The sequence below is a fragment of the Thermogemmatispora onikobensis genome (genome assembly GCF_001748285.1).
Classification (GTDB): Bacteria; Chloroflexota; Ktedonobacteria; order Ktedonobacterales; family Ktedonobacteraceae; genus Thermogemmatispora; species Thermogemmatispora onikobensis.
In genome coordinates, this window is record NZ_BDGT01000022.1 from 20,137 (window position 1) to 41,339 (window position 21,203).

General features: G+C 61.7%; 16 protein-coding genes and 1 pseudogene. 5 read left to right on the forward strand and 12 right to left on the reverse strand.

Going from position 1 to position 21,203, the window contains the following annotated elements:
• Window positions 1-44: 44 nt before the first annotated feature.
• The 8 genes from BGC09_RS11270 to BGC09_RS11305 all read right to left on the reverse strand — a co-directional run bounded on the left by BGC09_RS11270 (window position 45) and on the right by BGC09_RS11305 (window position 9,131).
• Window positions 45-1,019, reverse strand: coding sequence for a glycosyltransferase family 2 protein (locus tag BGC09_RS11270; RefSeq protein WP_084658448.1), 975 nt, complete (start codon window positions 1,017-1,019; stop codon window positions 45-47).
• Window positions 1,007-2,365 (reverse strand): glycosyltransferase, encoded by a 1,359-nt coding sequence (locus tag BGC09_RS11275; RefSeq protein ID WP_069804103.1) that lies wholly within the window; start codon window positions 2,363-2,365, stop codon window positions 1,007-1,009. The genes BGC09_RS11270 and BGC09_RS11275 overlap by 13 nt, the downstream gene beginning before the upstream one ends.
• The gene (locus BGC09_RS11280) at window positions 2,362-3,441 is read right to left on the reverse strand and encodes a glycosyltransferase family 4 protein (protein WP_084658451.1); all 1,080 of its coding nucleotides are present in this window, start codon (window positions 3,439-3,441) and stop codon (window positions 2,362-2,364) included. The genes BGC09_RS11275 and BGC09_RS11280 overlap by 4 nt, the downstream gene beginning before the upstream one ends.
• Complete coding sequence (locus BGC09_RS11285) at window positions 3,417-4,571, reverse strand: glycosyltransferase family 9 protein (protein ID WP_069804104.1); 1,155 nt, start codon at window positions 4,569-4,571, stop codon at window positions 3,417-3,419. Before BGC09_RS11285 ends, BGC09_RS11280 begins: the two co-directional genes overlap by 25 nt.
• Window positions 4,568-5,815: a glycosyltransferase family 9 protein gene (locus tag BGC09_RS11290; RefSeq protein WP_084658454.1), complete on the reverse strand. Its 1,248-nt coding sequence runs from the start codon at window positions 5,813-5,815 to the stop codon at window positions 4,568-4,570. Before BGC09_RS11290 ends, BGC09_RS11285 begins: the two co-directional genes overlap by 4 nt.
• Entirely contained in the window at window positions 5,808-7,388 is a 1,581-nt protein-coding gene (rfaE2, locus tag BGC09_RS11295) for a D-glycero-beta-D-manno-heptose 1-phosphate adenylyltransferase (RefSeq protein WP_069804105.1), read from the reverse strand. The genes BGC09_RS11290 and rfaE2 overlap by 8 nt, the downstream gene beginning before the upstream one ends.
• 325 nt (window positions 7,389-7,713) lie before the next feature.
• On the reverse strand, window positions 7,714-8,397 hold the full coding sequence (locus BGC09_RS11300; protein WP_069804106.1) for a D-glycero-alpha-D-manno-heptose-1,7-bisphosphate 7-phosphatase: 684 nt from the start codon (window positions 8,395-8,397) through the stop codon (window positions 7,714-7,716).
• On the reverse strand, window positions 8,394-9,131 hold the full coding sequence (locus BGC09_RS11305; RefSeq protein ID WP_218104024.1) for a D-sedoheptulose-7-phosphate isomerase: 738 nt from the start codon (window positions 9,129-9,131) through the stop codon (window positions 8,394-8,396). Before BGC09_RS11305 ends, BGC09_RS11300 begins: the two co-directional genes overlap by 4 nt.
• A gap of 288 nt (window positions 9,132-9,419) precedes the next feature.
• Here BGC09_RS11305 and BGC09_RS11310 point away from each other — a divergent pair.
• The 3 genes and pseudogenes from BGC09_RS11310 to BGC09_RS11320 all read left to right on the forward strand — a co-directional run bounded on the left by BGC09_RS11310 (window position 9,420) and on the right by BGC09_RS11320 (window position 11,880).
• Window positions 9,420-9,821, forward strand: a pseudogene (locus BGC09_RS11310) ((R)-mandelonitrile lyase).
• A 285-nt stretch (window positions 9,822-10,106) separates the two neighbouring features.
• Entirely contained in the window at window positions 10,107-10,643 is a 537-nt protein-coding gene (locus tag BGC09_RS11315) for a GNAT family N-acetyltransferase (RefSeq protein WP_176728905.1), read from the forward strand.
• A 31-nt stretch (window positions 10,644-10,674) separates the two neighbouring features.
• Window positions 10,675-11,880, forward strand: a complete 1,206-nt coding sequence (locus BGC09_RS11320; protein WP_069804108.1) for an MFS transporter — start codon at window positions 10,675-10,677, stop codon at window positions 11,878-11,880.
• Between the two features lie 257 nt (window positions 11,881-12,137).
• Here BGC09_RS11320 and BGC09_RS11325 read toward each other — a convergent pair whose 3' ends face one another.
• Together BGC09_RS11325 and BGC09_RS11330 are read right to left on the reverse strand one after the other, a co-directional pair.
• Entirely contained in the window at window positions 12,138-12,800 is a 663-nt protein-coding gene (locus BGC09_RS11325) for a hypothetical protein (protein ID WP_069804109.1), read from the reverse strand.
• Window positions 12,797-14,281 (reverse strand): APC family permease, encoded by a 1,485-nt coding sequence (locus BGC09_RS11330; RefSeq protein ID WP_069804110.1) that lies wholly within the window; start codon window positions 14,279-14,281, stop codon window positions 12,797-12,799. Before BGC09_RS11330 ends, BGC09_RS11325 begins: the two co-directional genes overlap by 4 nt.
• Before the next feature lie 424 nt (window positions 14,282-14,705).
• Here BGC09_RS11330 and BGC09_RS11335 point away from each other — a divergent pair, with 424 nt between their 5' ends.
• On the forward strand, window positions 14,706-16,043 hold the full coding sequence (locus BGC09_RS11335; protein WP_069804111.1) for a hypothetical protein: 1,338 nt from the start codon (window positions 14,706-14,708) through the stop codon (window positions 16,041-16,043).
• 149 nt (window positions 16,044-16,192) lie between these two features.
• Here the strand turns inward: BGC09_RS11335 and BGC09_RS22185 are convergent, their stop codons facing one another.
• Window positions 16,193-18,913 carry a malectin gene (locus BGC09_RS22185; protein WP_084658461.1) on the reverse strand — a complete coding sequence of 907 codons (2,721 nt, stop codon included), beginning with the start codon at window positions 18,911-18,913 and terminating at the stop codon, window positions 16,193-16,195.
• Window positions 18,914-19,400: 487 nt separating this feature from the next.
• On the opposite strand from BGC09_RS22185, the gene BGC09_RS11345 reads away from it, so the two are divergent.
• On the forward strand, window positions 19,401-20,432 hold the full coding sequence (locus BGC09_RS11345; protein ID WP_069804128.1) for a LacI family DNA-binding transcriptional regulator: 1,032 nt from the start codon (window positions 19,401-19,403) through the stop codon (window positions 20,430-20,432).
• Between the two features lie 134 nt (window positions 20,433-20,566).
• Here the strand turns inward: BGC09_RS11345 and BGC09_RS11350 are convergent, their stop codons facing one another.
• Complete coding sequence (locus tag BGC09_RS11350; RefSeq protein WP_069804112.1) at window positions 20,567-21,061, reverse strand: GNAT family N-acetyltransferase; 495 nt, start codon at window positions 21,059-21,061, stop codon at window positions 20,567-20,569.
• Window positions 21,062-21,203 lie beyond the last annotated feature (142 nt).

The window sequence follows — 21,203 nt, forward strand, 5'->3', positions numbered from 1 at the left end:
TGACGCTCCTCAACTTTCTCTGTCTGTTGTTGTGTTGGAAGATCTCAAGCGCGGTCACGGCGTCCAGAGGGAGAAGGCCGCCCTTTGGACTCATGGCCGCCGCGGCGGTGCTGAGGTCCCTCCTTGTTGCTCTCCTCATCGGAGGCAGGGGCAGCTGACCAGTCGTAGGGAGCCAGATACTGGCGAGCCAGCTCAGCAAAGAGATGAGTGGCATTGCAGCGTCGATCAGGCACTGTCGTCGGCAGGCCGAGATGATAGGTGCCACAGGGCAACAAAGCGCAGCCGCCGTAGCGACAGAGCAGCAGCCACTGAGCGAGAACCTCCTCGCCAGCGTGCTCGGGCGGCAGACGCCACCACCAGGAGAAGCCGCCGACCGCCAGGAGTTTGGCGCGGTCGTAGAGCACATTCGCTCCCCCCACCCAGGCCACTTTGTAGCGCAGACAGTGACTTGGGTCAGCGCTGCGCCAGGCTTCGCGCGAGAGGAGACGCGCCTCCAGATGTAAGACATTGGCCGCGTTATTGACGAGATGGCGCTCCCAAGGCACGGTCTCCGGTGTAAAGGGTTCGGGCAAAACTGGCCCCTCCCATAGCTCGATCTGCTGCTGATGCGGGCGCACATCCTCCAGGAAATGCAGGCCCGCTGCGGCACAACCGACAAAACCACAGCCCTCGGCGCGCAGCACGGCTAGCATGCGCCCCAGGACCATCGGCTCCAGAAGCACATCATCATCGAGATAGTGGACATATGGAGCGCGGCTTTGCTCCAGGAGAAAATGGCGCTGCTCCGCCAGACCACGGCGCGGCAGATGACGATGGAGCGTCACCCGATGTCCGCGCCAGCGCAAGGCCCGCACCAGCGTCTGAATTTCGACACTCTCCAGATAGTCCTCCCCTGCTTCGGTCTGATCAGAGATGATCACATCAAAGTCGACGAAGTCCTGGGCCAGCAAGCCGGCCAGGACAACCGCCAGGCCGGTCTTGCGCCCGCAGGTGGGAATCAGGACCTCTACCAGGGCCACAGCGTTTGCACCTCCCCCGCCAATAGGGTATCGTACGACGCGGCCAGCTGAGAGGAAGACCCAGCGTCTGCTCGTGTTCCCCCCAGCCGTGCCTCTCGCAGCGTCTCGTAGAGAGCAGCGGTGCGCAGGGCAGTCAGGCGCCAGGTAAAGCGACGCTCTACCCGCCGGCGCGCGGCCTCTCCCATACGCTGACGGCGATGCGGCGCAGCAAGCAGCTCGTGAAGACGTGCCGCCAGCAGCGCCGGTTCGCGCGGAGGCACCAGGAGGCCCGTCTCCCCGTTGGCCACGGTATAGGTCAGGCCCCCGACTGCCGAGGCGACCACCGGGCGGGCGCAGGCCATAGCCTCCAAGGGAGTCAGCCCAAATGGCTCATACCAGGGAGTGGTTACCGCCACATCAGCAGCACTATAGAAGAGGGGAAGTAGAGCCGGCTGACGCCTGCCTGTGAAGATAACGTATTCAGCAACGCCCAACTCGATGGCCAGTTGCTGTAAGATGCCTATCTCCGGCGTAGCCTGCGGATCTGGCTCCGTCGTCTCGCCACCAACCACAAGCAAGCGCAGAGGAGGGTATTCCCTGCCATAGCCATAGTCGTGCACCAGCGCCGCTACAGCTCGTACAACCGTTCGTACATCCTTACGGGGCAAGAGACGCCCAACGTAGACGATGAGCGCCTCTTCGTGTGGGAGTCCAAGACGCCGGCGGGCCTCGCTCTGAGGCCACGGGCGGAAAAGCTCGATATCCACCCCCGAAGGGATCAAGACAATGCGCTCAGGATCAGCTCCATAGTCTTCGATCAACTCCTGCCGCTCATCAGGGCACTGAGCAATCAGACACGCCGCCCGTCTCACAATTTCACGCTCAAGAGGAATGCGCACCGTAGGGCTGGTATCGTGCTCCGGCTGATGCCGCCGCTTGGTTGTGCCCAGGGCATGGAACACCTGGACAGCAGGCGCGCTGAGCCACCGCTGCAGATCGACCGCGACCAGGCCCGCCATCCAGAAATTCCCATGCAGCACGTCGTAGCGGCTTCCCTCACAGGCGATAAAGCGCAGTAGGGCTGCACGGAAGTCGCCCATGAGCGGCCAAAGAGCATCTTTGGCCAACGGCAGCGGCGGACCCGCCATCAGATGAATGACGCGCACGCCGTCCCGCCAGTTCACAACCTCGGGCTGGCTGAGACCAGTGCGGCGCGTAAAGACGTCGACAGCATAGCCACAGGCCGCCAGATGACGACTCAGTTCAGCTACGTAGACATTCTGGCCCCCCGCATCCTCTCCACCAAGCAAGGCCAGCGGGCTGGCATGCTCGCTGAGCAAGGCAATTCGTCCTCTGCGCTCTTTCATTGTTGCTCACTCCTTTGGGGCATAGCGATTGGCCTGGCCGCCCCGTCGGCAGCCAAAGAGATGCCTTTCCCTGGCTGAAGCGCCTCGCTCTCACTCTCGCTCTCACGCCCACCCACTACAGCCTGACGAAGGGCCAGGGCACGCGCAAAGGCCCTCTCCCAGTCGCGACGGAAACGCTCCAGGCCAAAGCGCGTCAGCGCCAGGCGTCTCGCCTGCTCCCCCAGCCTGCGCGCATGGGCAGCATCTTGCAATAAGCGGCGCATGCCTGCCAGCAATTCATCGGGATCACAGGAAAGATAGCCGTGAACGCCATGAGTGATCACCGTGGGCAGCGCTGTGGTTGCCAGCGCCACGACCGGCATACCAATGGTCATGGCCTCGATGACGGCCAACGGCAGGCTGCTATAACGCATGGGGCTGAAGAGGAAACGGTAAGCCGCCAGACGACGGTGAAGCTGCCGATAGGGAATATCGCCGAGGCCGCCGAGCTGCTCACTCTCCATCCCGGCCAGGTCCAGCGGCAGGCGCTCGCGCATCCAGAGGAAGAGATCGCAGCCGGCCAGACGTCCGCGCCGCGCCAGACCATTGACCAACGTCATCCCACGCTCCAGCTCGCCCCGATAACGCACACGCGGATCAATGGCCACACTATGCTCTATCACCTGCGTCGGCGTCCGACCACAGTCCCACATCAGGCGATTGTAGTGCGTCACATGCACCAACAGCACCGTCGGCTCATCAACTGGATGGCGCGTATCACAGGGATGAGGACGCGGCGTATTGTGCTCCAGGTAAATGCACGGCAGAGCCCGTTGCTCCCTGGAGAGAATGGCGTACTGGTCTTCAAAGAAATTTTCGGGTGTCTGATGGATGACCAGATCAAAAGACAAGTGACGCACCTGCTCCGCGGGAACCTCTCGCACCGTGGGGGGTAGATCAAAGGTGGGACCGCGCCCAGTGTAGCGAGGAGGACGCCCCGGCTTCACTGGCAGATACCAGTCATGGTCAAGACGAGCCAGCGCATTCAAGTAGCTTCCATGAATGTGCCAGATCAAAATGCGTAATCTTCTTTCCAAGATTGATACTTCCTTTCATGCAGCGCGAGTGCTCCTGCACGCTCGCGAGCCGTGGACCTCCACCCTCCTTCCAGCAGGCGCGCGGCCAGAGCGTAGACCGCCTCTGGAGCCAGTCGCTGCAGGCAACACTGATCACATGATGAGCAGAGCCTGTGAGCAGAGGGGCTGCAGGCCACAGGCGATCGCGCGACGAGATGGCGCCCTTGATCAAGCGGACCCCAGCGCTGGGGATCAGTCGGACCGAAGAGCGTGATGCTGGGCACATCGAGGGCATAGGCCAGATGCGCCACCCCAGTGTCGTTGCTGACGAAGAGATCCAGCTGACGCAAGACAGCCCCCAGCGTACCCAGGGCAGTGCGTCCCACCAAATTAAGAGCTGGCGCAGGGAGATGCTGCATCAGTTCTTGCACAGTTGACTGTTCGTCCATACTTCCAGTCAGGATGATATGAGTACCAAAGCACTGGACCAGCATCTGAGCCAGGGCGGCAAAAGAGGTCACAGGCCAGCGACGCGCCGGGTCCCTTGCTCCAACGTGCAGCCCCACCAGCGGGCCTTGTACCCTGCTCAGGGGCCTCAACAAGGCGATTGCCTCCGCGCGATCGCGAGCTGTCAAAGGGAACTCCAGGCCAGGATCATCAGCCTCCGCTCCCAGGAGGGCCACTAGATGGAGATTGCGCCAGATTTCATGTTCATCATAGGGATAAGGGGCAGCCAGGGTTAAGCCATGAGACTCACCCGTCGCAGGATCGTAATAACCGGCACTCAAGCGCGCCCCCAGCGCGCGCACAAACGGATTGCTCGCCTGGCCACTGCCATGCAACTGCACAACCAGGTCATAGCCCCTCCCCCGCAGGCGCGCCAGACCCGCTGCTGCTCGCCGCGGCTCCCAGGGCCGCTCTGGGATGCCCAGAAAGCCAGGGAAGATAGCCAGACGATCGATATAACGGTGATAGCGCCGGACAAAGGCCCGCGCCCAGGGGAGGCCGATCAGGGTAATGTCGCTTCCAGGAAAGCGCCGCCGTAGAGCCCGCAAAGCCGGCACCGCCAGCAGCAGATCGCCAAGGTGGAGCGCCCGCACAACAGCGATACGCCGAATCGAGACCGTCTCAAGGTCCAGACCTCTGCTCACGCGCCTCTCCTTTCCGACCGCCGCTCTTGCCGCCCAGCGTCCACCTCAGCCGATCCTTCTCCTCTCGCTGGCACAGCAGCCAGACCTAGCAAGTCAGCGGCTGCCGCCAGTACCTCAGCGGGACTCACCCCACGGAGGCAGAGCTGATCATTGGGACAACAGCGCTGATAGCAGAGACGGCAGGCAACTTCACGATAGAGGAGGCGATGCGGCACCAGCCACGGCCCCCACTGCTCAGGCGGATTGGTGAGGGCAAAGAGGGCGACCACCGGGGTGCCTACGGCAGCCGCGATATGCATCGGCCCCGTGTTATTGGTCACAACCAACCCCGCGCGCTGAATCAGCGCACACAGACCGGCAAAGGAGAGGCGTCCGGCCAGCGGCAGCACCCGCTGACGTTCTGGCGACGGTACACAAGCACAGACTCGCGCCACCAGCTCCTCTTCTTGCTGGCTTCCTGTCACACAGACAGTCGCCCCCAACTCACGCACCAGCAACCTCACCGTGGCCCCAAACAGCTCCCAGGGGTAGGTCCGCGCTGGCATGCTACAGCCCGGATGGACCACGATCAGCGGTTGCGCCTGCGTCTGCCCGGCGTCCTCCCCGATACTGCTCACCACAGTCGCGCACTCGTAGTGCGCCTCGGGGGGCACGCGCAGCACAAGACCACGCTCGTCCGGCGGCACCCCAATCGCCGCCACTAGCTCCAGCGCTCGCTCCACCTCGTGCATCAAGCGCGGCGCTGGCCGCAGGCGCGTGGTTAGCAGAGAGCCGGAACCATCGAGAGATGCCCCAAGCCGTAAAGGAATGTCAGCCAGATAGCAGAGATAGGCCGCTGGCAAGGCACTCTGGCGAAACGAGGTAAAGATGATAGCCCCATCAAAGCACCGCTCCTTGAGACAGCGAATCATTGCCTGCTCACGCTGACTGTCGTGCGGCAGGCAAGCCCAGGGATCAACCCAGGGGGCTTCATAGATGATCACTGCCTCCAGATCGGGATTGAGCAGACCAACCTGAGCCCCAACAGGGCTAGCCAGCAGGGTCAGCCTGGCCTGCGGTAAGGCCCGCTTGAGCGCCCGAATGGCCGGCGTCATGAGCAGTACATCACCCAGATTGTCCAGGCGCACTAGCAGCAGGCGCCGCGCCTGCCGCCAGCGCTCATCAACACCCTCGCCCCCTAAGAGGGGCCTCTCCTCCCAGGATGGAACCAGCCCCAGAGTCCCTTGCTCATGCTGCTCACTCATGGTCTCCTCCCTCACCCGAAGCAGCCACTCTGACCGGGCTACAAGCCTCGGTGCTGGCACGGATGCGCTCAATGACAGCACTTGTGCTGCGCTCGGGCAGCAGCGGCAAGATCACCACCTGCCCACCGACAGCTCGCACCGCCTCAGCCTCTGGCAGCTCCTCTGTCCGGTAGTCTCCCCCTTTGACATGGACATGGGGACGCAGGCAGCGAATCAGAGCAGCCGGGGTCTCTTCATCGAAGAGCAGGGCATGGTCGACCATATCAAGCGCCTTAACGAGCGCCAGCCGGTCGCGCTCCGTCGTGATCGGTCGCCCCTCTCCCCGAAGACGCCGCACACTGCGATCGCTATTGACGGCCACGATCAGTACATCGCCAAGAGCCTTGGCCTGGCGCAGGAAGTGGACATGGCCCGCATGCAGCAGATCAAAAATGCCGTTAGTGAAGACAATGCGCCGCCCCGCTCGCCGCTCCTGCTCTAGCAGGGCAGCCAAACGCTGGCGTTCTAAACTATAGGAAATCTCTTGCGCAAGCGAGCTGGCAGCCTGGTGCCCTTCCTCCAGAGCCGCGCGCAGGCCAAGGCGCTGAAGTAGCTCCTGTTGACGCACGCTGGCCGTCCAGCGCTGAGCCACTGCCAGGGCTGCGGCCTCAGAGGCAATCACCCCCGCCTCGATCAGTGAGGCCCCCGCCGCCAGAGCCAGAGCCAGGGCCGCCGCAAAAGAGTCACCCGCACCAACCTCGCTGGCGCACTGTAGAGCACTGGCCGGCAGATGGTACGCTTCTCCACGGCGATCGAGCAGGAAAGCCCCCTGCTCCGCCAGCGTGATGACCACTGCTGAACACTGGAGTGAGGAGAGCAGCCCTTCGCCAAGCTGACGCAGGGTTGTCTCAGAGAGCGGTTCGCCCCGCTGGACAGCATGGGCCGCCACAGGCAAACGCTCAGCCAGGCAGAGCCGAGCCTCCAGGTAATTAGGCGTCACTACAGTCGCCGGCACCGAGCGGAAACGTCCCAGCGCTTTCGAATCGATCAGCAGCACCTTCGGCCTGCGCGCCTGAAGCTGCGCCAGGAGCGTAATCACCTGGTCCGAGACAACCCCATAGCGATAGTCCGAGACAATCACCAGGTCACAACAGGCGTAGGCAGCCTCCAGCGCAGTCAGCAGGCGCTCTAAAAGAACGGGTCCCAGCTGCAGCTCGTCCCCCTCGTCGAAGCGCACCACATATTGCCCATCGGCCAGAATGCGTACCTTGTGCAACGTTTCCAGAGAAGGATCAGCCAGCAGCCAATCCAGACTAACCTGAGCACGCCTCAGCGTAGTCCGCAAGAGGGACGCAGCGCTGTCGCAGCCGACCACCCCAAGCAAGAGCGCCTCAGCGCCCAGAGACTGCACATTGGCTGCCACATTGGCAGCGCCACCGGGCAGGCGATGCTCAGCCCGCCGAGTCACTACTGGCACTGGCCCCTCCTGGCAGAGGCGCGTAGCGGTGCCCTCCAGGTAGGTATCAAGCATGACATCGCCAATGACCAGGGCGCGTAGACAACGAAACGCAGACACCACATCAACAAAAGCCATACCTTGACACTCCAGCCTCCAATCTGATCCAGTCGAGCCAATCCCAAACAAGCAAGCAGAAGCAGACAATCCAGCAATCTCCCGATCTGGCCCCGAGGAATCGCGACCGCCGTCTCCACCTCATCTTGCTGGAAGCAGATCCCCGCACCTCCCTCCCCTCTGAGGGCCTCTTCATGGGCAAGCAATCAGCCAGGTAGTCAGGCAGATAGAGAGCACCCAGCTGGCAGCCGCAGAAGGACTGCCCAGCGGCATAATGGTCGGGGATAAGGCAGCAGTTCCGGCCTGCGCGAGCATATTTGACCAGCCAGCAGGATGGACCATCAGCTCAGCTGAGCTTTTCAGCCAGACGCGCTGGCAGGCGGGGTAGCTCGACAGGCACAGCAGGCGCAGCTCCCCCCTGACAGGGGAGTACCTTCGAGGAAGGGTCAGGCTCCCGCGAAGCGTTCGCCATCAGAACAGACCCGACGATCAACTCTAGAGCCTGACAGGTATCACGAGCAACAAAGGTAGGCCGGCGCAGGGCAGATTCGGGCGGGCCTTCAGTTCCAAGATCAACCAGCACCGTGCGGCAGCCGGCCCGATTCCCCGCCTCGACATCGTCCAGGATATCGCCCACGAACCAGGAGCGGGTCAGATCGAGGCGAAGCTCGGCGGCGGCCCGCAATAACAGTCCCGGCTGAGGCTTGCGGCAATTGCACTGAATTGCCAGGGCAGGGATACGGCCCTCGGGATGATGAGGGCAATAATAGATGGCGGCGAGATAGACCCCTTCCCGTGCTAGCTCCCGGCGCAGATAAGCATGCATCTCCTCCAGGGCCGCCTCAGTGAAATAGCCACGGGCCAGACCGGACTGGTTCGTCACCACGACGAGCACGTAGCCCAGAGCTTGCAGGAGACGCAGGCCCGGCGCAATCGCCTCATAGAGGTGGAGATCCTCGGGGCGGCGCGGATAATGGACGGGTTGGACCAGTGTCCCATCACGATCCAGAAAGAGCGCAGGTCGCATCATAGACCTTCAGGTGCCTCCATCCGCAGCGCACGGTGGCGCTCCCGCAGGCAGAGCTGGGCCTCAGTCAGATCACAGAGCACATGGATGAGCAGCAGCTGCAGCTCCTGTGTGCGTGCCGGCTCGGTCCCGCCGGGCATGCGCAGCGTAAGATCGGCCAGCGTCTCCAGGCGGCTCTCTCGCTCTCCTGTGAGCGCTAACACAAATACCCCCTGCTGCCGTGCCAACAGCGCTGCCTGCAGCAGGTTCTCAGACTCACCACTGGTACTCAGTGCCAACAGCAGATCGCCCGGCTGCCCCAGCGCTTGAATCTGGCGCGCAAAGGCTGCCGCATAGCCATAGTCGTTGGCCAGAGCCGTTAGAGTGGCACTATCGCTTGTTAAGGCAACCACTGGGTAGGGACGGCGCTCGCGCTTGAAACGCCCCACTAGCTCAGCGGCAAAATGCTGGGCCTGGGCGGCACTGCCTCCGTTGCCAGCCACCAGAACCTTCCGCCCAGCCGCCAGGGTGTTGCAGAGCCAGCGCGCCGCCTGGTTGAGTAGTCCCGCCTCCTCCATCAGCGCATCCAGCGCCTCCACTAGCCAGAGCCGACGCTGCCAGAGCAAGGTCCGCAACGCCTCAACCTCGCTGCGCCACAATTGCTCTTCCGTACTCTCCGCTCTCTCCACCAGCGACTTCACCGGCCAGGAGACGGCCCCAGACCACGCCAGCGCCTCTTGATGTTGATCCTCTTCCATACCTTCAATCCCTGTTCTATGCCATCGCTCTGCCCTCCCGCTCGTAAGGGCAGCTCGCCACCAGGCGAAAGGACAACTGTATAGCGATACGGTGCGATAACATGGTAGTCTATTCATGTTATGAATGCAAGTCTTTCTTTGACTTCTAATGATATTCTAATTTTGATTTATACCGAAAAACTAATGTTATAACCCCAGAATGAAAGCGACATCTGGGGGGAAGAAAAGAGCGCTGCTGAGTGTTCTCCTGAGAGGGCAGTCTCCGGGCAGAAGGAGGAATGAAGCAAGATGGAGCTTTGCCGAAGTGGCACCCAGCCATCACAGCGAGGACCCGCCGAGCACTTCACGGGTCCGGTGCGTATTGATCCACTGGGCGAAGCCCAGGAGCCTGGAGGGGTGCACACCATCAGCCTGACCTTCGAGCCGGGTGTCCGTACGGCCTGGCACAGTCATCCCTTCGGGCAGATCTTGATCGTGACTGACGGCAACGGACGGGTCCAGCGCTGGGGCGGCCCTGTTGAAGAGATTCGTCCAGGAGATGTGGTCTGGTTCGCGCCCGGTGAGAAGCGCTGGCACGGCGCCGCTCCCACCACGGCCATGACGCACATCGCTATTTAAGAGCAGCTCGCAGGGCGCATAGCCGACTGGCAGGAGCCGGTCAGCGATGAGCAATATGAAGGGCAATCCTGAGCAGGCTCTCAGGTCTCACGACGCGGGATGGCGAGCGAGTCCCGCCAACTCTCCTGCCTTCCCACCCCTCGCCCGCACCTGGCGGAGCTGACGAGTGTGATAGACTGAAGGAAGCAGAAGCACGGCATCGCGGCCAGGAAGGAGCGACTCATCGCTCATCCTGGCCGGTGCCCCACTACCACAACCAACCTAGAGGGAGGCAAACCAGCACTGACTCACGAAGAGAGCTTTCAGCCTCAACTGGCCCATCGCTCACCTGGAGAGCTGGCAGCTATTTGGAGTGCTGTGCGCACACCACGCCTGCTGCTTCGCCGTCTGCAAGCTGAGGACGGGCCTGCGATGTTTCGCGTGCACGGCGACCCGGCCACCTATCAGTACAGCCCGGAGAGCGTCCACCGCTCCCTGGCGGGGAGCGAGGCCATGCTGCGCCTTTGCCGGCGGCACTGGGCCGAGCACGGCTTCGGCTACTGGGCCGTAGAGCTAGCACAGGATCGCACAATCATCGGCTTCGGCGGACTGGAGCAGCAGCGCTGGCACGAGTACACCGTTCTCAACCTCTACTATCGCTTCACTCCGAGCGCCTGGGGCCACGGCTACGCCACCGAGATGGCCCGCACAGCTCTGCAGCTCGCCCAGGCTTATCTACCGTCGCTACCGATCATCGCGCGCATCAGAAGCGCTAACCTGCCATCGCAACAGGTCGCCCTCAAGATTGGCCTGCGGCGGCTGCCCGAAGAGCTAGAGGAGCCGGGCTACTATATTTTTGCTTCCGAGTATCCCGGCTGGTCACGGAGAGAGCGGCGGGAAGGCATCGGAGAATAAGCAAGCAGGAAGGAGGGTACACAGACGACTTATGGACCAGACCGCAGGGATGCATCCCCTTTCGTTAGCGCGGCGGCGTTGGGCTCGGCTGGCCGTCGCTTTTTTATTCTTTTTGAACGGCGTACTACTCGCAACCTGGGCGGCGCGTATTCCTGCCGTGCAGGCCCGTCTGGCGCTGGCACCGGCGCTTCTCGGTAGCGTCCTCTTTAGCGGGGCTGCTGGGGCCCTGGCCGGCATGAGCGGAGGTGGCTACCTGGCAGCGCGCTATGGCAGTCGGCGCATTGTGACCCTTGCCACATTCAGCCTCTGCGTGATGCTGACCCTGGTCGCAGTAGCGCCGAGCCTGCCGCTGCTCATCGCCAGCGTGGCCCTGCTCGGAGCCAGCTCAGGAGCGATGGACGTCTCCATGAACACCCAGGGGGTAGCTGCAGAGCGCCTCTACGGCCAGCCTATCCTCAACTCTTTTCACGCCTGCTACAGCCTTGGGAGCCTGGCAGGCTCCCTGCTCGGGGGACTCATCGCTGGATACGATATTCCATTGCTGCCACATTTCAGCGGCGTTGCCCTAGTGGGCGCGATCTTGACGCTCTGTTGCATTCCGGGCCTCCTGCCCTCATCTCATGATCAGCCCGCTGGCGAGCGCACGGGCGAGGCCAGGAGAGTGATATTTGCCCGCCCCTCGCGGGCCACACTGGTGCTGGGACTGATTGCCTTCTGCTCTCTCTTTGGAGAGGGAGCGATGGCCGACTGGAGTGCTCTCTATCTCAACAACAACCTGCACAGCGGGGCTGGCCTGGCCCCCATCGGTTACGCCATCTTCTCCGTCATGATGATGGTCAGCCGCAGCGTTGGCGACGCTCTCACGGCGCGTCTGGGAGCGGCCCTGATGATCCATCTTGGAGGACTGTTGGCAGCCAGCGGCCTGGCACTGGTGCTGCTCGCGCCCTGGTTGGTGCTGGCTTTCTGCGGTTTTGCCCTGATCGGCTGCGGTCTCAGCGTCATTTTTCCCTTGACCCTCAGTTCCGCTGGGCGCTTTGCCGGACAAGGTCAGGCCACCAGCACCGCTCTGGCCGCCGTTGCCACCTGCGGCTATACGGGTCTCATGGCTGGTCCTCCCACGATCGGCTTTGTGGCCAGCTTTGTGGGCCTACGCCTGGCTTTGGGAATCATCATCCTGCTGAGCCTGGGCATCAGCCTCCTGGCCGGAGCCGCTGATCGCCAGCAAGCCCGGCATTAGCACGGCCAGAGCGAGCCGGCTCCCGCCGGCGGCCCGCAGTTCCCCCCGCCCTCGACACCTCACCAGCAGGATTCCGGGGCAGAATAGCCCTGCAGACAGATCACAGGAGTGGGACCGCTTCTTCACTCAAGAGGCCTGCCTTAGCAAGGAAAGGCAGCCCTATCCAGGCAAGATGACCAGGAGAGATGAGGCCCCTGGCACCGAACTCTTCAGAGTCGGGCTACGGGCCTCATCCCATCTCCAGGAGGGCAGAGCGCTCAGGCGCCACGGGCCAGACCGCGGCGCTGGCGCTCCTGAATCAGCGGTCGCGGTGGCCTGCCCTGAAAGAGATAGTAGCGTGTCGTCCGGAACTGCAGCGAGGGAGAGCGCTCTCCGGGCCAGACCAGGCCATAATGGAGGCGAATCCACTCATAGTAGTAGGGGGCCAGTTCAAAGGCAGCATGGCGATGCTGCTCGCTGGCCCGCAGACGCTCCGGCAACGATGGCTGGGCAAACAAGACCAGATTGCTCCAATTGCCATCTCCGAGCTGGAGAGAAGCATAGCTCACCAGCTCAGGGAAACGAGTCAGCTCCCCAATGAGCGCCAGATCGACTTGCTGAATCTGCTCGTCCAGTCCCATAGGACGCTGAGCTTGCTTCTTCCCGATGAAGCCAACAAAGCTCAACTCACCGCGCTCACTGACCGGTAGCCTGTAGACAAGCAGGCGCGAGGGCAGACCGGAACGGCGAGGGAGCAATCGCCCATGAAAAGGCCACGAGACAGGAGACCGACGGCGCTGCAGCCGCTCAAATTGAGCATAACAGAGCAGCAGCATCCTGGTCAGCAGCGGCTCATCCAAGTGATCATCCCTAAGTTCGCCACAGCCCAGGGTCTCGAGGAAGAGCCAGTCGAAAGCGGTCACCAGGCCATTCGTGCTCATACGGCCACTTCCTCCTCTTCCTCAAGAAAGATTGCCTTACCTCGCTCCAGCGCCTTCGGGTGACGCCATTGCAGAAACCCGAGATAGATCACCCCCAGAACAATCCAGAGCACTAGAATGGGAAGCGCCAGATTGAGCGGGTAGGCCGGCAGCGGATAGACCTGGACTGCCAGCGGGAAGAAGAGTATGATCGTAGGAACCAGCGACAGGACGACATGACGCCAGAAGCCAAACTCCAGCCGCCGCTCGCGGAAATAGAAAGCGGCAGAAGCCAGACAGGCAGCTATATAGAGCAACAAGAAACCAAGCGTCAAGACGGTGCCCAGCAGCGAGAAAGCCACTGACACCCCAAAGAGAAAGCCCGTCGCCAGGGCTACCAGCGTGGCCAAGGCAACGTGGAGAGCGATTGCGACACTCGGGGTTCGATGCCGACTCAGATGCCCCAGGAAAGACGGCAACGCCCCAGCACGCGCCAGAGCATAGACCACGCGCGTCGCGGCATTGATGCCCGCATTGCCGTTCCCAAGCGAGCTATTGATCACCGCCAGGCTCAAGATCACTGGTCCAGCCACGCCCCAATAGCGCGCCCCTAAGACTACCCAGGGGTTGGAGGCCGCCACGTAGCTGTCCAGTCGAGCCGGCCCCCAGCCGATGACACCTGCATAAGAGGCCAGCACATAAAAGAGACCGATGCCCAGAGCCGAAAAGATTACCGCTTGCGGGATCGTCCGACGCGGCTGCTCACTCTCCTCCGCCAGAGGAGCAGCGGCCTCAAAGCCCAAGAAGGCCAGAAAGGCAAAGACCATGCCCTGCCCAATACCAAGCCAGCCCCCCAGGCCGCGATCGACGCTAAAAGCCGGTGTAAAGGTAGTCAGGTCATTATGATCTCCGGCAGTAATGATCATAGTGAAGCTCAAGGCCAGCAGCACACCAATCTCGATCAGGCCCAGGACAAGGCTGGCGTCTGCCGACAGCTTGATTCCGAAATACGTCAGCAGGAGGAGCAGGCCATTGCCAATCAGGACCCAAACATACCAGGGCAGGTGCAGGCCCGTCAGGTTCGCCAGCAGACTTTCACTGACAGTTCCCCAGACGAGGCTGATAAATGGCAGCAGCAAGGGCTGCGCAAGCAGAAAGATCCAGCCAGCAAGGAAGCCAAGGCGCGCCCCCAGACCGCGACTGATATAGGTATACAATCCACCAGCCGAGGGGATATGGATGGCCAATTGGCCAATGTTAGCCGCCACCAGAGTGCTGGCCACGGTCGCCAGCAGCACAGCTAGCGGCAGCGAGGCCCCCGTATAGGGGATAGCAGGAGTGAGAGCGGCGGTAACGGCAGTGGCCGGAGCCATCGAAGTAATGGATTGAAAGAGTACCTCGGAGAGACCGATGGCATTGCGTCGCAGGCCGGGCTGAGCCACTCCTTCCCCTTGCTCCCCGCTCAGCACCGCCTCGGCAAGGTGCTCGGACGTCTCAGACATAGATGGTCATTCCCCTTTCTCTCACTAGAAGCAGCCTCATTCCTCAGAGCAAAAACAAAAACAGAGAGAAATGACTCCTCTCTGCTCTTCCAGGGAAAAGATAAGCCGCCGACACTGGCGGCAACGGCACCGTTCGCTCCACACTTTGCTGGTCCAGCTAATGATAGCTTACCTGCCGCTGCCGGCTCTGTCAATAGGTTGTTGACAAAGTTCATCCAGATAGTCAATAATAGCTTTGGGAATCAGCCTTGCCTTGCCTTGCTCGCGGCAGGCAGCGGAAAGCAAGAGCGCAGCGACCAGGGAGGGAGGCCAGGCTGATTTCACTCCCTCCGTGACGGGGTGAGGGGGCCAAGGGAAGAGACGAGGGCGTGCTGTGCGCCGCGGTGGGGGAGCTGTTCAGAGGATAAGCGAGGAGACGAAGATCATGAGCGATCAGCAGCGACAGCTTGACTTCTCCCCAGAAGGGCCAGACGAGGAGCAAGCCTTGCAAGAGCTTTTGACCTTTCCTTTCGTAGAGGCCCTCTTTGGAAGGCGCTCGCGCCGCTTTCTTCTCGGGGCCGAGATTCCTGACGGGCCACTGGCCTATCGCTCTCGTTACGAGCCGCTGCCCTTATCAGAGCTGGAGACGCTGCTAGTGCTGCTTGCCGTTGGCGGTAACACTGGCTGGCACCATTCTATTACGCGCCATGAGCGCTACGCCCCCCGTCTCGCCAACTACGCGGGCGCCGCTGGCGGAAGAACCTTCCCCTCTGCTGCCGGCTTCCACACCAGTGAGATCTTCTTCACTGACGACAGCGGCACCTATTTCTTCGCCACGCGCGACGCCCCTGCCCTGGTGCCGCGCGCAGCGGATGGCCAGCTCTCCCTGGCGGACTTACTGCGCGCCCATCGTGTGCGGATTCGCCGCCTCTCAGGCCAGCGGATCTACCTGCCACCGCGCGAGCCTTATATGGAGGGACACAATACCTGGGTGGCCAACCGCCCCGGCTCGCTGCTCGTGATCCCAGTCGGCGACGTTGCTCAGCACACGATCGCCAATTTGTGCTTCTATGTGCAGAACGGCTACTGTATCTACGATGACATCCATCGGCGCCCCATTCCGGGCCTCGAGCGCTTCGCCGATCCGGTCGATGTTGACAATCCTTTGCCACTGACCTTTCTGGATCAATATTCGCTGACCGAGTGCACTGCCGAGCTGGCCACGGCTGCCTATGCCGGCATGTTGATGCTCCAGGCCCTGGGTCTTGGCGGCTGGATGTTCGACGGTATCGATCGTCTGACAATGCTGGGCGCCAGCGGCGACCCCGCAGTGCCCGGACTTGGCTTCCGCTATGACACCGATGAGCGCTGGTCACAGCCCAACCCAACCGGCCTACCGGGCATCTTCGAAGGCTATTGTCCACCACATTTCCCGACGATGCGGGCAGCCGTCGAGCGCTTCTGCGAGCGCAAGTTTGGCCCTGGCGGGCCCTTCCATCCCGATACTCCAGGCCCGTGGAAGGAGAGCCGGCGAGTGCGCGCCAGCGCTCAGGTCCATGACGAGCGCTTTCGCGAATGCGTCGCACTCCAGGCCCAGTATATCTTTGACACATTCGGCAAATTTCCGGCTACGGTCCCAACGATTTTCATTCTGATGTATCTGCAAGCCCATCACCTGGACCTGGAATACTACGACACCCTGTTTGAGCCTGGGGCCTACCTGCGCACCCATACCGAACATCTGCGCAAGTGGCATGGCCTTGCTCAGCCAAAAGAGCGCTAGCTCCCGGCTCCCCTCCTTCCACAGCAGACCAGATATCCACCCTCTTGCCTTGCTGCTACGACGGAATGCAGCTGCTTTTCAGGTAGCTGCATTCCGTCCTTAGCGAATGCCTCCACAGGAGAGATTGCCAGCCTGGGAGGAAGCAAGCGTCAGGGATAGCTCACCAGATAGGCGTTCGTCGTGCTCGAATTCGAGGGGCCTCCAGTGTTGTTGATAATATGCTGGATCGTCCCCACGCCGCCGAGCGAGACCGTCACCAGGTCGTGGAAGATCACCCCCGCCGTATTGGGTACCTCAAAAGCGCGGTCCGCGACGATTGAGGGATCGACATTGAAGTAGCAGTAGCTGCCCACTCCCCAGGCTTCATGACTGGTGACCGAGTTCGCCACCTTGTAGGCGGCATAGCCGCGTGTGCTCCCGTTCATCCAGGCTGCCTGGTTGGGCGGATCATAGGGCATCTCGTTCTGGAAGAAGTAGGTACGCCCTCCGTTCCCGTTCCAGATGACCTCGTACTGCTGATAGTGCTCGACGAAGAGGCCATACATCGTCACGTTACTGCCATTAACAACCAGGCCATTGGCGGCGGGGTTGACGGTCCAGCCAACGCCGCTGCCGTGGTCGGCCCGCCAGAGCCAGAGGTCATCGCCAATGACGTTGTTGCTGTTGATCACCAGGCTCTGAGTAGCCTGGCCGGCGCCAGCCCCGCCGATGCGGAAGAAGACATCGCTCAGCACAGTCGGATTGGCAGCATGGTTTTGAGAGGAGCCGCTGGGACCGACCTGGAGCAAGACCGGTGAGTTGACCGGGCCAGCGTCAAAGAGCAGTCCTGCGATCGAGACCCCGTCGACGTCGGCCACTGTCATGGGGATGACCCCATTCTGGGGCACTAGCGTCGCCAGTCCCAAGCCCAGCACCACTGTATTCGGGCGCGTGATGTTGATGGTGCCATTGAGCTGGTAGACCCCCGGCGTGAAGAGGAGGTTGAGACCCTGAGCTAGGGCATTATTGATGGTGGCGACAGAATCGCCAGGATGGGCAATGTAGAACTGGCTCAAGGGAATCGAGGTGCCCGCCGCCGTTCCGTTGGCCCAGGTTGTGCCCTGGCTGTTGCTGCGCAGCGCCGGCACGAAGACATAGTAGTTGCCGGCCTGGTCAATGTAGAGGAAAGGCTTCTCGCGAATGACTGGCGTCTGGTTGACCACCGTCTCGGGCGGATTGGGGAAGCTCGGCGGCGGCGCGCCGTTGACTCCCACGAAGACCATATTCCAGACCCCACCGTTCCAGCTCCCAAGCTGATCGTTGCGTGAGAGCCACTGTTGCTGCGAGCCAGACTGCGTCTGACCCGTGACCAGGCTATCGGCCAGGAACCCCCCGCTGGCCCAACCACCATCCCAGAGCAGGAGGTTGCCCTGGATGTCTACGCGGCGCAGTGGCGAGGCCTGGGCTGCTGCCCATTTGTTCCAGCCGCCCGAGGGAATAATCTTGAGATTTTCGGCGCCACGCCAGAAGTTCTGGGTGGCGTTGCCATTCATCCAGGCCGCGTCGAGATCGACCGCCCCATTGATCACGACATCATCAGGCGAGCGGCCTAACCCGAGCACCTGAGTGTAGAAGCCGACATTGACCGTGACATTGTAGGTGCCCGGCTTGAAGAGCAGGGCGTAGCGATTGGTGCCAAACTGGTTGGTCTGCTGCTGACTGTAGATGGCGTCGAGGGTGCTCTGGATCGTCGAGCTGGGCATCGAGGGGTCGAAGATGTAGACGTTCGGCCCGAAATTGGGCGTGCCTCCCGGCGGCGTCCCTGTTGGGGTCGGCGTCGGTGTCGGCGTGCCGCCCGCTGCTGGCAGGATCTCTAGCCCGTTGACCTGGGCATTGTCCACCACTGTGCTAAACTGGATCGTCACGGTCCCGCTCGTCGTCGCCGTCGCACTAAACTGCCTCACTACCGCCCTGTTCGCTCCACCCGCTGCCGCATAGATATCAAAGTTCGTCAGCACTTGCTGCCCATTGATGCTTACATTAAAGACCCGCTTGCCCGCCGCACTCCAGTACGTCTCAGCAAAGTGCAACCGCACCGTATAGGTCGCCCCCGCCGTCAGGCTCGGGATCGTATAGGTGAAGTTCCCATAGCGATTGCTCTGATAGACCGCCTGCGGCGCCGGGTTCGTTACCCCCGATGTATCTATGGCGTTGCTCGTGCTGGCCGTCGTCCCCCCACTGTAGTAGCTGTCCGCCACAAACGGCGCCGTCGCCGGCCCACCTGCATTGATCTGCACAGCGCTGCCCGCTGGCAGGATCTCTAGCCCGTTGACCTGGGCATTGTCCACCACTGTGCTAAACTGGATCGTCACGGTCCCGCTCGTCGTCGCCGTCGCACTAAACTGCCTCACTACCGCCCTGTTCGCTCCACCCGCTGCCGCATAGATATCAAAGTTCGTCAGCACTTGTTGCCCATTGATGCTTACATTAAAGACCCGCTTGCCCGCCGCACTCCAGTACGTCTCAGCAAAGTGCAGCCGCACCGTATAGGTCGCCCCCGCCGTCAGGCTCGGGATCGTATAGGTGAAGTTCCCATAGCGATTGCTCTGATAGACCGCCTGCGGCGCCGGGTTCGTTACCCCCGATGTATCTATGGCGTTGCTCGTGCTGGCCGTCGTCCCCCCACTGTAGTAGCTGTCCGCCACAAACGGCGCCGTCGCCGGCCCACCTGCATTGATCTGCACAGGAGCCTCGGCATGGGCATGGGGAGCCGAGTTGAGCGATGGGAGCACGAGAAAGAGCGAGCAAATAGAGAGGAGGATCAGCAGACTCAAAAGACTTTGCCGCGCAATCCTGCGCCGTTGCGTCACCCTGGGAGCATATGCGTCCATGACATCTCCTTTCTGAATGGTCGCTGCTGGCAGGTACGATCAGGAAGTGAGCCTCGCGCTGTACTGCCAGTCATGCGTCATGCCTCGGGCAGTCGAGCAAGCCAGGCCAGGCTCCCTCACAAGGACAGCCAGCAAAGCAGCGAGTTGGCTGGTACTGGGGCAACATTCAGCGAACGCTATCGAGAAGCGGGGCCTCGCCTCCTTTCTCTTCTATTTCTGTCCGCCTGTTGTGACGAGGCGAGCCAGCCAGAGCGGCGGGGCTGAGGTCTTCGGCTCGCCAACCTTTTCTTTCGAAAGAAAGGCGAAATCGTTTTCTAGAAGAAAACTATACGGATTTGCCCGTGGCTTGTCAAGAGAGCGAGCTGGAGGGATAGCAACAGCAGCGGAAACAAGAGAGAAGGAGCAAAGGAGCGTTCAGATGACTGTGCAGTGGCTGTGCTATAATAGGTCGGAAACTTTCAGAGGGGAGCAAGCACAGCGTAAGCCAATGGCAAGACGACACAACAGTGACGGGCGACCCACCATTGCCCAAATCGCCAGAATAGCGGGGGTTTCGGTCCCCACGGTCTCCAAAGTTCTTAACGGGAGAGCAGACGTCTCGCTACCAACGCGAGAGAAAGTCGAGCGGATTATTGAAGAGTATGGCTTTGTACGCAACCGAGCGGCGCGGGCGCTGCGCAAAGGAAAGACCGGGCTGGTCGACCTGCTGCTGCCGCGACTGGACGACGAATATTATCTACCCATTCTGGAGGGAGTAGCCCAGGTAGTGCGTGAGGCTGGCCTGCGCCTGGTCCTGACGGCCACCGATTACAAGCCGGAGGAAGAGGTGCGCTGGATTACCACGGTCACCGACCACTCGACCGATGGCATCCTGGTGGTCCTGCCGTCGGAGCGAGCGATCGAGCAACTTGAGCGCTCGGGCCTGCCATTTGTGCTCATTCACAACCAGGGGGGACTGCAGGCGACGGCGCCTTCGGTGCGCATTACGAGCTGGGAGGGTGGTTTTGTAGCCACGACCTACCTGATCCGGCTGGGCCACCGGCGCATTGCCTACATTGGCAAGACCTCGCCGGCCAGGGATGCCATCGAGCGCATCGCCGGCTACCGCGCCGCTCTGGATGCCGCCGGGCTGCCGCTGATGCCCGAGTTGGAGTGCGATGGCGACTTCACTGAGGCCAGCGGCTATCAAGCCGCTTTGCGCTTGCTAGAGCTGCCCGAGCCACCGACGGCCATCTTCGCTGGTAACGATCGCCAGGCAGCGGGCGTCTACCGCGCCCTGCATGAGCGCGGGCTGGCAGTGCCTGACCAGCTGAGCGTGGTGGGCTTCGACAATCTGCCCTATACTGAGATCATGAATCCACCGCTGACGACCATTCATGCACCACGCCTGGAATTGGGTCGCACGGCGGCGACGATGCTGCTCCGTCTTCTCAATGGAGAACAGCTAGAGATGCCGCGCGTCGTGTTGCCGACGCACCTGGTCGAGCGCCAGTCATGCTGCCCACCACGCGCAGGCTGAATCGGCACGCCCCGGGCGGGCAAAGGGGCCCGCTCTCCTTCTCCTCCCACATCCTGAGCAGGGTCTGCGGCGCTGACGGCTTCTTCTGTCCCTCCCCGCGGGAAGAGTCCAGAGGACCTACCCGCTGTTCAGGGTTAGATCAGCGGCTTCTCATAAAGGATCTTCTCTAGCGGACGGCTCTCCCCTTCTCCCGAAGGCTGACCTTGTTGATAGAAGGAGCGGCCTACCTCGCGAAAACCATTTTTTGTGTAGAGACGCTGGGCCGCCGTTTGGAGCACCGATGTATCAAGATGCAGCAGGCGATAACCAAGAGTACGCGCCCGCGCTTCGAGGGCTTCGAGGAGACGCTGACCGTAGCCCCGACCCTGATATTCAGGCAGCACACGCATGCGCTTGATTTCAGCACGCTCAGCATCCGTGCGCTTTAAGGCCCCCATCGCTACGATCTTGCCGTCACATTCTCCTATGAGAAATTCCCCGCCGTTGTTCAGATAGTGCTCTTCGATAGCGTAGACGTCGTCATCCCAGGAACCTCGCCCAAGATAGGCCCCCGTCTCTTTGAGAAGCGTTACGTGGAGTCGCTCTACGGCTTCCTGATCAGCCGGCCTATAACGGCGCAGAGTGAACATTGCTGGCATCCATCCCCGGTCAGGGTCGCTCTCTTCCGATGCAACCCGCTCGATGCAGGAAAAAAGCGATGGTCACTGTATCGGCAGGCCCTATGATAGCATCTTGCCCGCTAGCAGGGCAAGCCTTTCCCCTGCACTGCCA

What these genes read in the sequence shown, in the direction of transcription:
- BGC09_RS11275 (WP_069804103.1), bottom strand. Translation starts at nt 2,365, where the DNA reads ATGAAAGAGCGCAGAGGACGAATTGCCTTGCTCAGCGAGCATGCCAGC.
- BGC09_RS11290 (WP_084658454.1), bottom strand. Translation starts at nt 5,815, where the DNA reads ATGAGTGAGCAGCATGAGCAAGGGACTCTGGGGCTGGTTCCATCCTGG.
- rfaE2 (WP_069804105.1), bottom strand. Translation starts at nt 7,388, where the DNA reads ATGGCTTTTGTTGATGTGGTGTCTGCGTTTCGTTGTCTACGCGCCCTG.
- BGC09_RS11300 (WP_069804106.1), bottom strand. Translation starts at nt 8,397, where the DNA reads ATGATGCGACCTGCGCTCTTTCTGGATCGTGATGGGACACTGGTCCAA.
- BGC09_RS11305 (WP_218104024.1), bottom strand. Translation starts at nt 9,131, where the DNA reads ATGGAAGAGGATCAACATCAAGAGGCGCTGGCGTGGTCTGGGGCCGTC.
- BGC09_RS11320 (WP_069804108.1), top strand. Translation starts at nt 10,675, where the DNA reads ATGGACCAGACCGCAGGGATGCATCCCCTTTCGTTAGCGCGGCGGCGT.
- BGC09_RS11325 (WP_069804109.1), bottom strand. Translation starts at nt 12,800, where the DNA reads ATGAGCACGAATGGCCTGGTGACCGCTTTCGACTGGCTCTTCCTCGAG.
- BGC09_RS11330 (WP_069804110.1), bottom strand. Translation starts at nt 14,281, where the DNA reads ATGTCTGAGACGTCCGAGCACCTTGCCGAGGCGGTGCTGAGCGGGGAG.
- BGC09_RS11335 (WP_069804111.1), top strand. Translation starts at nt 14,706, where the DNA reads ATGAGCGATCAGCAGCGACAGCTTGACTTCTCCCCAGAAGGGCCAGAC.
- BGC09_RS22185 (WP_084658461.1), bottom strand. Translation starts at nt 18,913, where the DNA reads ATGGACGCATATGCTCCCAGGGTGACGCAACGGCGCAGGATTGCGCGG.
- BGC09_RS11345 (WP_069804128.1), top strand. Translation starts at nt 19,401, where the DNA reads ATGGCAAGACGACACAACAGTGACGGGCGACCCACCATTGCCCAAATC.
- BGC09_RS11350 (WP_069804112.1), bottom strand. Translation starts at nt 21,061, where the DNA reads ATGTTCACTCTGCGCCGTTATAGGCCGGCTGATCAGGAAGCCGTAGAG.